Below are 14,340 nucleotides of genomic sequence, written 5' to 3' on the forward strand. Positions count from 1 at the left end.
ATATGAACTCTAAAATAAAAACTTTACAAGAAAAAATTGATCTAGCACATTTAGGTGGCGGTAAACAACGTATTGAAAAACAACATCAAAAGAAAAAATTAACCGCTAGAGAACGTGTAGATTATTTCTTAGACGAAGGATCTTTTGAAGAAATCGGAATCCTAGTTACTCATAGAACAACGGATTTCGGAATGGAAAAAGAAATCTATTATGGTGATGGTGTAGTAACAGGTTATGGTACCGTACATGGAAGATTAGTATATGTATTTGCTCAGGATTTCACCGTTTTTGGAGGTGCACTATCGGAAACACACGCTGAGAAAATTTGTAAAGTAATGGATCTGGCAGTCAATGTTGGAGCACCTATTATTGGATTAAATGATTCTGGTGGAGCTAGAATTCAAGAAGGAGTGCGATCCTTAGGTGGTTATGCTGATATTTTTCATAAAAATGTACAAGCTTCTGGAGTAATTCCACAAATTTCTGCTATTATGGGACCTTGTGCCGGTGGAGCAGTTTATTCTCCAGCTATTACCGACTTTACTATTATGGTAGAAGATACTAGTTATATGTTCGTAACTGGACCAAATGTAGTGAAGACTGTAACCAATGAAGAAGTAACTTCTGAAGAATTAGGTGGAGCTAGCACACATTCCTCAAAATCAGGAGTAGCTCATATAACTTCATCAAATGATATAGAATGTCTAGAAGATGTAAAAAAGTTACTGAGTTATCTCCCTCAAAATAACCAAGAAACACCAAAAGCTCTTTCCTATGAATTATCTGATGAAAAAAGAGAAGTTCTAGCAGAAATAGTACCGGATAACCCAAATAAACCTTATGACATGCATGAGGTTATTGAAGGAATTATTGACGAAGATTCTTTTTACGAGATTCATAAAAATTATGCTGAGAATATCATCGTAGGTTTTGCCAGAATTGGTGGAAGAAGTGTTGGAGTTGTAGCTAATCAACCTATGTTTTTAGCAGGTGTTTTGGATGTAAATAGTTCTAAAAAAGCTGCACGTTTTACACGTTTTTGTGATTGTTTCAATATTCCATTACTTGTTTTGGTTGATGTACCTGGATTCTTACCTGGTACAGATCAAGAATGGAATGGAATCATAGTACATGGAGCAAAATTATTATATGCACTAAGTGAAGCAACAGTTCCAAAAGTAACGGTAATAACCCGTAAAGCATATGGTGGTGCTTATGATGTAATGAACTCTAAGCATATTGGAGCGGACCTTAATTTTGCTTGGCCAACTGCGGAGATAGCTGTAATGGGGGCAAAAGGTGCCAGTGAAATAATTTTTAGAAAAGAGATCAAAGCTTCGGATAACCCTGAAGCAAAACTTGCAGAAAAAGAAGCTGAATATGCAGATAAATTTGCAAATCCATATAGAGCAGCACAACGAGGGTTTATAGATGAAGTAATTCTTCCAGAAGATACTAGAAGAAAACTAATTAAAGGATTTAGTATGCTAGAAAAAAAATCTGTTGATCATCCAAAAAGAAAGCACGGTAATATTCCTCTATAATATATATAAGTAGTATCCATAACATTTTTCTATTTTTACGATATTATAAAAATAGATGTAGACCCCATGAATAATAGACAGCTTACTAAATTTGCAATCTATGCAATTGCTGTACTTTGTGCAGCACTTATTAATGAGTTCGTGATTAAGTATGTAAAAAAGCATATTCATGAACAAGGATATCTTTTGGTAATCATAGATATGCTAATAGTGGTGTTAATTTTTGCACCGGCTTTTGCGCTAGTTTCTAAATACACTAAGAAACTATCCAAAGCCTATTTAAAAACATCTAAGAAAGTTTCAAGTAGCAAAAATGGGAATCTGTTAGGTTTTACTGTAGCGATTATTATTTTGTTTATTCTTTTTGCGTATTTACGACATAATATTAATGTGATTCAGGATTTAAAAACTATAATACCTTAGTTTACTAAATTGTTAATCTGATCTTGTCGAAGACTTTAGAATCTTTGTTTTATTAATTTTACTTCGACAAGTTGGGTATAACAAAAAGGGAAATATTACTTTTTATTAGATGGTAATAAATAATACAGGTTTAAACGTCACAAATCGTTATTCCTTCTTTTAGCGCCTCTAAACTATCTTGATACGTCGGAATAAACTCTTGAGCAACATAACCTGTAAACTTATTAGCTACAATGGCTTTCATAATAGCTGGATAGTTTAATTCTTGAGTGTCATTTATCTCATGTCTTCCCGGAACACCACCCGTATGATAATGAGAGATATAATTTTTATATTTATTAATGGTAGCAATAATATCTCCTTCCATAATTTGCATATGGTAAATATCATAGAGTAATTTAAAATTAGTAGAACCTATTTTATCAACCAATTGAACTCCCCAAGGTGTATGATCACATTGATAATCTTTATGATCTACCTTACTATTAAGCAATTCCATTACTAAAGTAACATCATTCTTTTCTGCATGTTTTACAAGTGGTTCTAATCCCACAGAACACTGTTCTAAACCTTGATCAGAAGAAATACCATTCCTATTACCCGAAAAAACGATTACCTGTTTTATACCCGAGTTAGACGCTTGTGAAATGAGATTGAAATATTTTTTCTGAAGTTCCTCATGATTCCTAGGATCATTAAACCCTTTAGTAATACTAGCAAAGGTATCTGTTGCCAAAGAGCACTTAAGTCCTTTTTTTATAACAACTTCCCATTCATCCGGTTTTAAAAGATCAATCGCCTTAATACCTATATCATTTGATTTTTCTGCAAATTCTTCCAATTCGATATTACCATAACACCACCTACATACCGCGTGATTTATATTTCCTTTCAAACTGTTTTGAAAGGAATTAGAAATGTCTCCCGATATGGACTGCGGTATTACAACACCTCCAAGACCAATAGCACCAATACTAAGAGAAAGGTTCTTAATTGCTTTTCTTCTATTTACTTTTGACATTAGCTTTGAATTTTTTTTTAATGTATCACTAATTTAATTAATGATTTGTTAATTGTATTGTTAAAAAGCAAACAAACTTCTTATATTAGAACCTGAATTTGATGATATTAATTTTATTACTATTAATTATTATCATTTTTAGCTAAAACACCTTTCTTCCAGAACAAGAAGAAAACAGACAAACAAAACTACTATCAGAGTTAACAATAGTGCTTGTAAAATCACTATATGAGTTATATTAAATTAATAGAAATCTAATACTATTTCTATTGATTTAACCTATTCATTATTATTTAATTTATAGACTGTCTGTAAACATCAAAAAAAGTATGGAACAAGAACCTCAATATGACGCAATTGTCGTAGGAACAGGAATTAGTGGTGGCTGGGCTGCCAAAGAGCTTTGTGAGAAAGGGCTTAAAACACTGGTATTAGAGCGTGGCCGTATGGTTACACATATCGATGATTATACCACTGCAAATGATGATCCTTGGGATTATGATTTGAAAGGTGAACCTTCAAGATCTGAAATAGCCGAACAACCAAAACAACATCGTACAGGATACGTAACTGATAAAGCACATCGTCATTTCTTTGTTAATGACCTAAAACACCCCTATAATGAAACCAAACGTTTTGATTGGATACGAGGCTATCACGTGGGAGGTCGATCATTAATGTGGGGAAGGCAAAGTTATAGACTATGTGATTTTGATTTTGAAGCAAATAAAAAAGAAGGGATTGCCGTTGATTGGCCAGTTCGTTACAAGGATATTGCTCCTTGGTACGACAAAGTAGAAGAATTTATTGGTGTTAGTGGAGAAAAGCTAGGATTAGAACAACTACCAGATGGACAATTTCTTCCTCCAATGGAACTAAATTGTGTAGAAGATCACCTAAAAAAGAATATTGCTGAGAATTATGAAGATAGACTTTTAACTATTGGAAGAACTGCACATATTACTGGCACCAAGACGTTTGAAGGAAGGATGAATTGTCAATACCGTAATCGTTGTATGAGAGGTTGTCCTTTTGGAGCATATTTTAGTAGTAACTCCTCTACTCTACCAGCAGCAGAGAGAACTGGAAATATGACTTTACGTCCTAATTCTATTGTTCATCAAGTATTATATGATAATAAGACAGGAAAAGCAACTGGCGTAGAAGTAATAGATACGATCTCCAAAGAAAAGATACAATTTACTGGCAAAGTTATATTTCTATGTGCATCAGCAATTGCTTCAGCGAGCATATTAATGCAATCGAAATCAGAACGTTTTCCGAACGGAATGGGTAATGACTCTGGAGAATTGGGTCATAACATTATGGATCATCACTTTAAAGCTGGTGCTTTTGGAAAATATAATGGGTTTGAAGACAAATATTTCAAAGGTAGAAGACCCAACGGAATTTATATACCTCGTTTTAGAAACATAGGAGGAGAAACTGACCAAAAGAATTTTAAACGTGGATATGGGTATCAAGGAGGCGCTAGTCGTTCTAATTGGGAAGAAACTATTGCCGAGCTTGGGTATGGTAAAGAACTAAAGGATAAAATTTTAGAACCTGGTGGATGGCGTGTTGGACTTATGGGATTTGGCGAATGCTTACCATATCACGAAAACAAAATGAGTTTAGATTATAATAATTTAGATGAGTGGGGATTACCAACAGTAACATTCGATGCAGAGTTTAAAGAAAATGAACTCGAAATGCGAAAAGATATGATAAAACAAGCAATGGATATGCTTACCAAAGCTGGTTTTACAGATATACAACCTTGGGACGATATTGGAGCTCCTGGTTTAGGAATTCACGAAATGGGAACTGCTAGAATGGGTAAAGATCCAAAAACATCAGTTCTAAATGCAAACAATCAAATCCACGCAGTACCTAATGTATATGTTACTGATGGAGCATTTATGACTTCTGCCAGTTGTGTAAATCCATCATTAACCTATATGGCATTTACCGCAAGAGCTGCAGATCACGCAGCAACACAAATCAAAAATAACGCTTAATCTTAGTACTATGAACAGAAGAGAAGCATTAAAAAACATAGGGTTATCAGCTGGATATATTGCCGCTACCCCAACAATACTAAGTCTATTACAAAGCTGTCAAAAAGAATATGTATTGGATTGGACTCCAGAGCTACTATCAATAGATGAAGGAAAAGCTTTAGAACAAATAGTAGATCTTATTCTTCCGGAAACGGATATTCCTGGCGCAAAATCATTACATGTACCAATGTTTATTGACAAATTTATCAATCAAGGTGTAGAAGAAGCTGAGGAAGCACAAATGTTTAAGTACGGTGCAGGAGTTATCTTAGATGAACTGGGAGTTAACGAAGAAAAAAATGTTGACGATGTAACCGTAGAAGAATATGATGCATTGCTAGCTAAATATTTAAAAATCTCTAAAGAAAAACGAAAAGAATACTGGGAAGAAATGGCCATGATAAAAACTCCTGAAGATTTAGAAAAAGTATCTAAAGAAGCAATATCTTTTACTTTCCTTTCTTCTGTAAGAGATCTATCTATTTATGGATTTAAAACATCAAAAGAGATTGCAGAAAATGTACTTAACTATCTGCCTGTACCTGGAGAATATATTGGTTGTGATTCTGTAGAAAACCTAACCGGCGGAAAAGACTGGGCTTTATAAAAATTACCTAACTAAACTTAAAATTATGTACAAAACCATCCTTAAAGGGCTTTTATGCTTGCTAATTATTAGCTCCTGTAAGAAAACTACTAAAGAAAATACAACAATCGAACAAGAAGAAGAAAAAATCATAGAAGAGCCAAAAGAATCAGTACCTTTTTTCGAACTATCACTAGCGCAATGGTCACTTCATAAAGAAATACAATCTGGGAAATTAAATCCTATGGATTTTGCAAAAAAAGCAAAAGAGTTAGGTTTTTCTGGAGTAGAATACGTTAGTCAATTATATTCATACAAGGATGCAAAAGATCCTAAAGTAGCATTACAACAACTTTTGGATTCTTTAAAATCAGAAAGTAACAAACATAATGTACAGAACCTTCTGATTATGGTAGATGGAGAAGGAGACTTAGCGGTAATTGACGAAAAAGAACGAAATCAAACTGTAGAAAATCATAAGAAATGGGTAGATGCAGCTCAGTTTTTAGGATGTCACTCGATACGAGTTAATTTATTCGGTACAAATGATCCAAAAAAATGGGTAGAAGTTGCTACCGATGGGTTGACTAAATTATCAGAATATGCGGCTACTAAAGATATCAACGTAATTGTAGAAAATCACGGATATCTTTCTTCTAATGGCTCTTTACTTGCAGAAGTGATGCGAAATGTAAACAAACCAAATTGTGGTACGTTGCCTGATTTTGGTAATTTTTGTTTAGAACGCGAAGGAGGCGAACGATGGGGAGCTAAATGTGTTAAAGAATATCCTAAATACAAAGGAACTGAAGAATTAATGCCATTCGCAAAAGGAGTAAGTGCTAAATCCTATGATTTTGACGAAAATGGAAATGAGACTACCATAGACTACAAAAAAATGTTAGAGATTGTTAAAGCATCAGGATATCAAGGGTATATCGGTGTAGAATATGAAGGTGATCGATTAAGTGAAATTGATGGAATTATCGCTACACGTGATTTATTAATTAGCCTTTCTAAACAACTAAATTAACCAACTACTATACTAACTATGAATAAATTTATTCAGTTTCAGTTATCCTTACTAATGTTCTTAGAATTCTTTATTTGGGGTGGCTGGTTTGTAACCATGGGTATTTATTTACCAAATTCTTTAAACACAAGTGGCGGAGAAATAGCTATGGCATATTCTACGCAATCTTGGGGAGCTATTATTGCTCCATTCATAATTGGACTAATTGCTGATCGATTTTTTAATGCAGAACGCATCTTAGGAGTATTACATCTTATCGGAGCAGTCTTAATGTATCAAATGGCGAATGCTACGGATTTTTCTATTTTCTATCCATATGTATTAGGTTATATGATTGCCTATATGCCAACACTTGCTCTAGTAAACTCTGTATCTTTTAATCAAATGACAGATCCTGCAAAACAGTTTTCATTTGTACGAGTTTTTGGAACTATAGGATGGATCATTGCAGGACTTGTGATTAGTTATGTTTTTCATTGGGATTCTGCAGAAGGGGTTGCTAATGGAATGCTAAAAAACACCTTTCTAATGACTGCTATAGCCTCTGCTATCCTTGGCGTATTTAGTTTCACTTTACCTAAAACACCACCTAAAATTGGTAAAGATCAAAAAGTAACAATTTCAGATATTTTAGGATTAGATGCAATAAAGCTTTTAAAAGATAAAAACTTCTTAATGTTTTTCTTAGCATCCATACTTATATGTATTCCTCTTGCATTTTATTATCAGCATGCTGGGCAATTTTTAGGAGAAATAGGTGTTGCAAATCCGGCTGCAAAAATGACCATTGGTCAAATATCTGAAGTACTATTTATGTTACTTCTACCATTTTTCTTTAAAAAATTTGGATTCAAAAAAACAATATTAGTAGGAATGTTAGCTTGGACAATTAGATATTTATTATTTGCCTATGGTAATTCAGGAGAGCTTGCTTTTATGCTTATTGTTGGTATTGCCTTACACGGTATTTGTTATGATTTCTTCTTTGTTTCGGGACAGATTTATACCGATTCTAAAGCTGGAGAAAAGTTCAAAAGTGCCGCGCAAGGCCTTATTACTCTAGCTACCTACGGATTAGGAATGTTAATTGGATTTTATGTTGCAGGAAAAATTACGGATACAAACCTGATTTCTGAAGGGCAGCATAATTGGAATAGCATTTGGATATTCCCAGCTATTTTTGCTGCTACAGTAATGATACTATTTGCTGTTTTCTTCAAAAACGAAAAAATAGAATATAAAGAAAACTAATTATGTCAAAACTTAAAATGGGAATGGTCGGTGGTGGCACTGGATCATTCATTGGTGATGTTCATCGCAAAGCCGCTGGTATTGATGGGATGATTGAATTAGTTTGCGGAGCTTTTTCTTCTAGTAAAGAAAAAAGCCTTATCTCGGGAAAAGAACTAGGGATATCAGATAAAAGAATATACGGCGACTTTGAAGAAATGATTGTTGAAGAAGCAAAGCTTCCAGAAGAAGAACGAATGGATTTTGTAGCTATTGTTACTCCTAATCATATGCATTTTCCACCCGCAAAAATGGCTTTAGAACATGGATTTCATGTAATTTGTGATAAACCTCTTTCTCTAACATTAGATGAAGCAATTGAATTAGAAAAAGTAGTCACTTCTTCCGGAAAAGTATTTGCATTGACACATAACTATACCGGGTATCCAATGGTGAAGCAAGCAAAAACTATGATTGCGAAGGGAGATCTGGGAAACATCCGAAAAATCAATGCTCATTATTTACAAGGATGGCTTTCTACTGCGGTAGAAAAAACCGGTCAAAAACAAGCTGCGTGGAGAGTAGATCCTAAACGTTCTGGTATTGGCGGTGCTTTAGGAGATATTGGAACGCACGCAGAGAATTTAATAGAATATATATCAGACATTAAAATTAGTTCTATTGCGGCCGACCTTACGGCTTTTGGGGATGGACGAAGTCTAGATGATGATGGTAATATATTATTACGATTTGAAAATGGTGCTAAGGGAATCATGTCTTTTTCGCAAATTGCAACTGGAGAAGAGAATAACTTAGGTATTAAAGTCTATGGTACTAAAGGTAGTATAGAATGGTATCAAGAAAATCCAAATCAGCTTATTGTAAAATGGCTAGATCAACCCAAACAAATATATACTCCTGGCGGTAATGGAACATATCCAGAATCATCAGAATATGTTAGGATTCCGGCAGGACATCCAGAAGGATATTTAGAAGGATTTGCAACAATTTACAGAAGCTTTGCCAAAGAATTAATAAATTTCAAGAGTAAAAAGAGGATTTCTCAGCATTTAGATTTCCCAACAGTTATTGATGGTGTTAGAGGGATGAAATTCATCTATGCTGCTGTAGAAAGCAGTAAAAATAATGCTAGCTGGACTAAAATTTAAAAAATTATGAAAACGATAAAAGGACCGGCAGTATTTCTTGCACAGTTCATGGATGATAAAAAACCATTTAATTCATTAGATGGATTATGCAAATGGGCATCTGATTTAGGATATAAAGGAATACAAATACCCACTTGGGAAACTCGGTTAATTGATCTAAACACTGCAGCAGAAAGCCAAACATACTGCGATGAATTAAAAGGTAAAATAGCCGATTATGGTTTAGAGATAACGGAATTATCTTCACATCTTCAAGGACAGCTAGTTGCAGTGCATCCTGCTTATGATTTAATGTTTGATAACTTTGCACCTGATAATTGCAAAAATAATCCTAAAAAACGTACAGAATGGGCTGTTAATCAAGTTAAGAATGCAGCAACCGCTAGCAATCGACTAGGAATTAAGGCACACGGCACATTCTCAGGTGCATTATTATGGCATACCATGCATCCCTGGCCACAACGTCCAGCAGGATTAGTAGAAATGGGGTTTGAAGAATTAGCTAAACGTTGGTTACCTATACTTAATCATTTTGATGAACAAGGTGTAGATGTTTGCTATGAAATTCATCCTGGTGAAGATTTACACGATGGAATTACTTTTGAAAGATTCCTAGAAGCAACAGGAAATCATAAACGCGTAAATATATTATATGATCCTAGTCATTTTGTTTTACAACAATTAGATTATATAGAATATATTGATCATTATCATGAATTTATAAAAGCTTTCCACGTAAAAGATTCAGAATTTAATCCTACAGGAAAAAAAGGAGTTTTTGGAGGATATAGTGATTGGATAGATCGAGCTGGACGCTATCGCTCTCCTGGAGATGGACAAATTGATTTTAAAACAATATTCTCTAAACTTACACAATATGGTTGTGATGTTTGGGCAGTTATGGAATGGGAATGTTGTATCAAATCCCCTGAGCAAGGAGCCAAAGAGGGCGCCCCATTTATTCAAAATCATATTATAGAAGCCACTGAGAAAGCTTTTGATGATTTTGCTGGAGCAGAAATCGATAAAGAACAACTAAAAAAAATATTAGGACTATAACCAACAGAACATCATTATGAACAAAATCATATATCCACTTTTAATTTGCGCTATCATTTTTTCCTGTAATGAACAAAAAAAGGAAGTAAACACTGTCTCTAAGATGGATACTGCAAAAGATGAACAACCTCCTACCCCTAAAAAAGAAATCACCGATCCTAAAGAAACTGAGGTATGGGAACCAGAACCTAAAGCAATTTCTTTTGATAAAACCAATATTCCTTCAGATGCAATTATACTTTTTAACGGAGAAAACTTAAGTCAATGGATCTCGACAAAAGATAGCACTACTGCCGGATGGACAATCAATACTGATAAAACAATGACGGTAAAACCCGGGACGGGAGATATTCAGACGAAAAATAATTTTGGAAGTGTCCAATTACATCTAGAATGGAAAGCTCCTAATATTGTAGAAGGAGAAGGCCAAGGAAGAGGAAATAGTGGCGTGTTTTTTCAAAATAAATATGAAATACAAATTCTGGACAGTTATCAAAATCGTACCTATTCTAACGGACAAGCTACTTCTATTTATAAACAACATATACCTTTAGTAAATGCTACCAAACCGAATGATCAATGGCAGACGTATGACATTATATTTCATCAACCAGAATTTACAAATGGTAAAAAAGTGAAATCAGGATTATTTACTGTAATTCACAATGGAGTCTTAGTACAAGATCATGTAGAAATATTAGGTAGTACAGAATATATTGGTCCTCCTAAAAATGTTCCACATGGCAAAGGGCCTATAAAATTACAAGATCATAGTAATCCAGTACACTATCGAAATATTTGGATTAGAGAATTGAATTAACTATTGACTTTTTATAAAATCCTGAACCTCTCTATCACTAAAAACAGGATTAGCACCTGCGCTACCCGCTACCATAGCTCCGATCGCACAAGCATAATTTACAGATAATTGAGGTTCATTTTTTTCTACTAATTTAGATATTAACGTTGCTAAAAAAGAATCTCCTGCACCAACAGTATCTACTACTTTTATAGTATATCCATCATTATGATAAAAAGAATTATTATAATATAACGTTGCTCCTTTTCCTCCCTTGGTAATACAAATTTGAGAAGTATTGGTATATGCCGCAATTGACTTAATCTGTTCTTCGAGAGTGGATTCTTTTATTCCAAAATGAATACAGATCTCATCCAATTCTTCATCATTCAACTTAATAAAGTCTGCTCTTTTCATTAAATCATTAAGTAACTGTGCGTCGTAATGTGGTGGTCGAAGGTTGACGTCTAAAATTTTAAACTTGGCTTTATTAAGAAGTTTAAACAAAGTATTTCTTGAAACATTATTTCTAGCTGCTAAACTTCCAAAAATAAAAGCATCCGAAATATTCACTTCTTCATCCGCTTTTTGAGTATTTTCTATAAAATCCCAAGCAACCGGACGACTAATCTCATAGGAGGCTGTTCCTTCTTTATCTAAAGAAACCAAAACTTCTCCAGTATGATATTGATAATCCTTTTGAATCGTATCTAACGATAATCCCTGTTTATTTATATATTGGATAATGTCTTCCCCTAAGTCATCGTTTCCTACTTTAGTAATAATCGAAGCATCTATCCCTATAGTTTTTAATCGTAAAGCAACGTTTAACGGTGCTCCTCCAATTTTTTTATGATTAGGAAATATATCCCAAAGCACTTCTCCGAAACAGGTGATTTTCATGATTTTTAAATTTAAACTAATATATTAATTATTAAAGTATCGTACATAAAAAACAACCCTCAGCGGTTAACTACTCCGCTGAGGGTCTAGGTTGAAGCTAAAAAAATTAAACTAACTCAACTTACACTCAATTAACTGCTCCAACTTCTCTTATATACTTTATATCTATTTAAACAGATTCTAGCTTTTTCTTTATATCATCTAAACACAAATTATTAATACTACCTAAATGACTATGTTTTGTATTCTTCTCTGGCTTATAATTGCCATTTTCAATATCTAATCCTATTTTTACATAGGCATCTCTAAAGGACATTCCTTTCATCACTAATTCATTTAATGTGTCTACACTAAACAAATAATCATATTTATTATCATCTAATATTGTTTCATTAATCTTCACATTTTTCAAAGCATAGATAGCCATTTCTAATGATGCCTTCAGGTCCTGAATTGCAGGGACAATTCCTTCTTTAAGTAATTGTAAATCTCTATGATATCCGCTAGGTAAATTATTAGTCAATAAACTTAATTCATAAGGTAATGCTTGAATTTTATTACACTTCCCTCTAATTAGCTCAAATACATCAGGATTCTTCTTATGTGGCATAATACTAGAACCAGTTGTAAATTCTGAAGGGATACTCATAAAATCAAAATTCTGACTCATATATAAGCAAACATCCATCGCCAGTTTAGATAATGTTCCTGCCACACTACTCATTGCAAAAGCTGTAGACTTTTCGGATTTGCCTCTACTCATCTGAGCTGCAACTACATTATATTTTAAGATCTCAAAACCAAGTTCTTTAGTAGTGAATTCTCTATCTATAGGAAATGAACTCCCATATCCTGCTGCACTCCCTAATGGGTTTTGATCTACAACTTTTAATGCTGCATTTATAAAATGTAAATCATCTACAAAACTCTCTGCATAGGCAGAAAACCAAAGTCCAAATGAAGATGGCATCGCAATCTGAAGATGCGTATATCCCGGTAACAAAACTTCTTTATATAATTCTGCAGCATCTAATAAATTCTCAGACAACTCTTTAATTTGGGATTTTATTTGCAATAGTTCATCTTTCAGGTATAAATGCATTGCTACTAATACCTGATCATTTCTAGATCTAGCAGTATGAATTCTCTTTCCAGCATCTCCAATTTTTTTTGTTAGTTCGAATTCAATCTTAGAATGTACATCTTCAAATTGATCTTCAATTATAAAAGTCCCATCTTCGATCTGCTCAGCCAATATTTTTAGTTCTATTTCAATTGTAGAAATATCCTTATCAGTCAGTAATTCTATCTTGTGTAACATCTTAGCATGTGCTAATGTCGCTCGAACATCATATTTAGCTATTACTAAATCTAATTGTCTATCGTTACCGACAGTAAACATATCTATTTTTTGATCTGTTGGTAATCCTTTATTCCAAAGTTTCATACTATTCCTTCTAAAATTTTAATATACAGCTCTACGCCCTCCTTAATCTCATCTACATAAATAAATTCGTCAGCCGAATGCGATCTTGTAGAATCTCCAGGACCTAGTTTTAAAGATGGACAACTTAACACCGATTGATCCGAAAGTGTTGGCGAACCGTAGGTCGTTCTCTCTAAAACAATTCCTGATTTTACAATTGCATGATCTTTTGGTATTGATGAGGAACCTAAATGCAAGGATCTAGGTTGTACCTCGACATTATTTGGCATTGCTTGTTTAACTATTTCTAAAACCTCTTGATTTTTATATTTATCATTCACCCTAATATCAATTACAAGATTACAATGAGATGGAACCACATTATGTTGATTTCCTGCATTGATTTGGGTAACGGTCATTTTAACTTCTCCTAAAGTTTCAGATCCATTTTCAAACGTATAATTCTTAAACCATTCAATTACTTCTAGTGTATTATAAATAGCATTATCATCATTAGGATGTGCTGCATGACTAGCTGTGCCTTTTACAGATACATCCAATACCAACAAGCCTTTTTCTGCAATTGCTAATTGCATCAATGTTGGCTCTCCAACAACTGCAAATTCTACATTTTTTAGATATTTCAGAATACTTTTCAACCCTAAAGGCCCACTACTCTCTTCTTCTGCAGAAGCTGCAATTACAAAATTATATTTTAAGTCATCTCGATCATAGAAATAGGTAAATGTAGCAATTAATGACACTAAAGAGCCTCCCGCATCATTGCTCCCTAACCCATATAATTTACCGTCTTCGACAAATGCTTTAAAAGGGTCATTGGTATAATTACCATTAGGCTTTACAGTATCATGATGAGAGTTTAATAATATTGTAGGTTTGGTTTCATCAAAATTTTTATTGTATGCCCAAATATTATTGTTCTCTCTTTCAAAAGGAATATTATATTTATTAAACCAATCTTCTATCAACAATGCTGTTTCTTCTTCTTCTGAAGAAAAAGATTGAGTTTCGATCAGTTTATGTAATAGCTCAATAGCTTTATTCGTTAGTTCTTGTATCATTT

Annotated in this window: 13 protein-coding genes; 9 read left to right on the forward strand and 4 right to left on the reverse strand. The window is 33.7% G+C overall.

All coding sequences use genetic code 11. The features are described from left to right. Positions 1-2 precede the first annotated feature (2 nt). Both H526_RS0105085 and H526_RS0105090 read left to right on the forward strand, forming a co-directional pair. On the forward strand, positions 3-1,544 hold the full coding sequence (locus H526_RS0105085; RefSeq protein WP_027391993.1) for an acyl-CoA carboxylase subunit beta: 1,542 nt from the start codon (positions 3-5) through the stop codon (positions 1,542-1,544). A gap of 66 nt (positions 1,545-1,610) precedes the next feature. Then, entirely contained in the window at positions 1,611-1,967 is a 357-nt protein-coding gene (locus H526_RS0105090; protein ID WP_027391994.1) for a hypothetical protein, read from the forward strand. A 130-nt stretch (positions 1,968-2,097) separates the two neighbouring features. Here the strand turns inward: H526_RS0105090 and H526_RS0105095 are convergent, their stop codons facing one another. Next, positions 2,098-2,988 carry a hydroxypyruvate isomerase family protein gene (locus H526_RS0105095; protein WP_035084517.1) on the reverse strand — a complete coding sequence of 297 codons (891 nt, stop codon included), beginning with the start codon at positions 2,986-2,988 and terminating at the stop codon, positions 2,098-2,100. A 329-nt stretch (positions 2,989-3,317) separates the two neighbouring features. Here H526_RS0105095 and H526_RS0105100 point away from each other — a divergent pair, with 329 nt between their 5' ends. Genes H526_RS0105100 through H526_RS0105130 form a run of 7 tightly spaced genes read left to right on the forward strand, consistent with a single transcriptional unit; the run spans position 3,318 to position 10,948 of the window. Then, the gene (locus tag H526_RS0105100; protein WP_027391996.1) at positions 3,318-5,009 is read left to right on the forward strand and encodes a GMC oxidoreductase; all 1,692 of its coding nucleotides are present in this window, start codon (positions 3,318-3,320) and stop codon (positions 5,007-5,009) included. Between the two features lie 10 nt (positions 5,010-5,019). Continuing rightward, entirely contained in the window at positions 5,020-5,658 is a 639-nt protein-coding gene (locus H526_RS0105105; protein ID WP_027391997.1) for a gluconate 2-dehydrogenase subunit 3 family protein, read from the forward strand. Between the two features lie 25 nt (positions 5,659-5,683). Further along, positions 5,684-6,670, forward strand: a complete 987-nt coding sequence (locus H526_RS0105110; protein ID WP_027391998.1) for a sugar phosphate isomerase/epimerase family protein — start codon at positions 5,684-5,686, stop codon at positions 6,668-6,670. Between the two features lie 18 nt (positions 6,671-6,688). Continuing rightward, positions 6,689-7,921, forward strand: a complete 1,233-nt coding sequence (locus H526_RS0105115; RefSeq protein ID WP_027391999.1) for an MFS transporter — start codon at positions 6,689-6,691, stop codon at positions 7,919-7,921. A gap of 2 nt (positions 7,922-7,923) precedes the next feature. Then, complete coding sequence (locus H526_RS0105120) at positions 7,924-9,069, forward strand: Gfo/Idh/MocA family protein (RefSeq protein WP_027392000.1); 1,146 nt, start codon at positions 7,924-7,926, stop codon at positions 9,067-9,069. 6 nt (positions 9,070-9,075) lie between these two features. Continuing rightward, positions 9,076-10,128 carry a sugar phosphate isomerase/epimerase family protein gene (locus H526_RS0105125; RefSeq protein WP_027392001.1) on the forward strand — a complete coding sequence of 351 codons (1,053 nt, stop codon included), beginning with the start codon at positions 9,076-9,078 and terminating at the stop codon, positions 10,126-10,128. Positions 10,129-10,144: 16 nt separating this feature from the next. Further along, on the forward strand, positions 10,145-10,948 hold the full coding sequence (locus tag H526_RS0105130; protein ID WP_027392002.1) for a 3-keto-disaccharide hydrolase: 804 nt from the start codon (positions 10,145-10,147) through the stop codon (positions 10,946-10,948). On the opposite strand, the gene H526_RS0105135 is transcribed toward H526_RS0105130, so the two are convergent. The 3 genes from H526_RS0105135 to H526_RS0105145 all read right to left on the reverse strand — a co-directional run bounded on the left by H526_RS0105135 (position 10,949) and on the right by H526_RS0105145 (position 14,338). Beyond that, a complete protein-coding gene (locus H526_RS0105135; protein ID WP_035084520.1) occupies positions 10,949-11,830 on the reverse strand; it encodes a carbohydrate kinase family protein in 882 nt (293 codons plus the stop codon). 169 nt (positions 11,831-11,999) lie between these two features. After that, the gene (gene argH / locus H526_RS0105140) at positions 12,000-13,277 is read right to left on the reverse strand and encodes an argininosuccinate lyase (protein ID WP_027392004.1); all 1,278 of its coding nucleotides are present in this window, start codon (positions 13,275-13,277) and stop codon (positions 12,000-12,002) included. After that, positions 13,274-14,338, reverse strand: coding sequence for a M20 family metallo-hydrolase (locus H526_RS0105145; protein WP_211237825.1), 1,065 nt, complete (start codon positions 14,336-14,338; stop codon positions 13,274-13,276). The genes argH and H526_RS0105145 overlap by 4 nt, the downstream gene beginning before the upstream one ends. Positions 14,339-14,340 lie beyond the last annotated feature (2 nt).

Origin of the sequence: Aquimarina latercula DSM 2041, from assembly GCF_000430645.1 — a bacterium.
Lineage (GTDB): Bacteria > Bacteroidota > Bacteroidia > Flavobacteriales > Flavobacteriaceae > Aquimarina > Aquimarina latercula.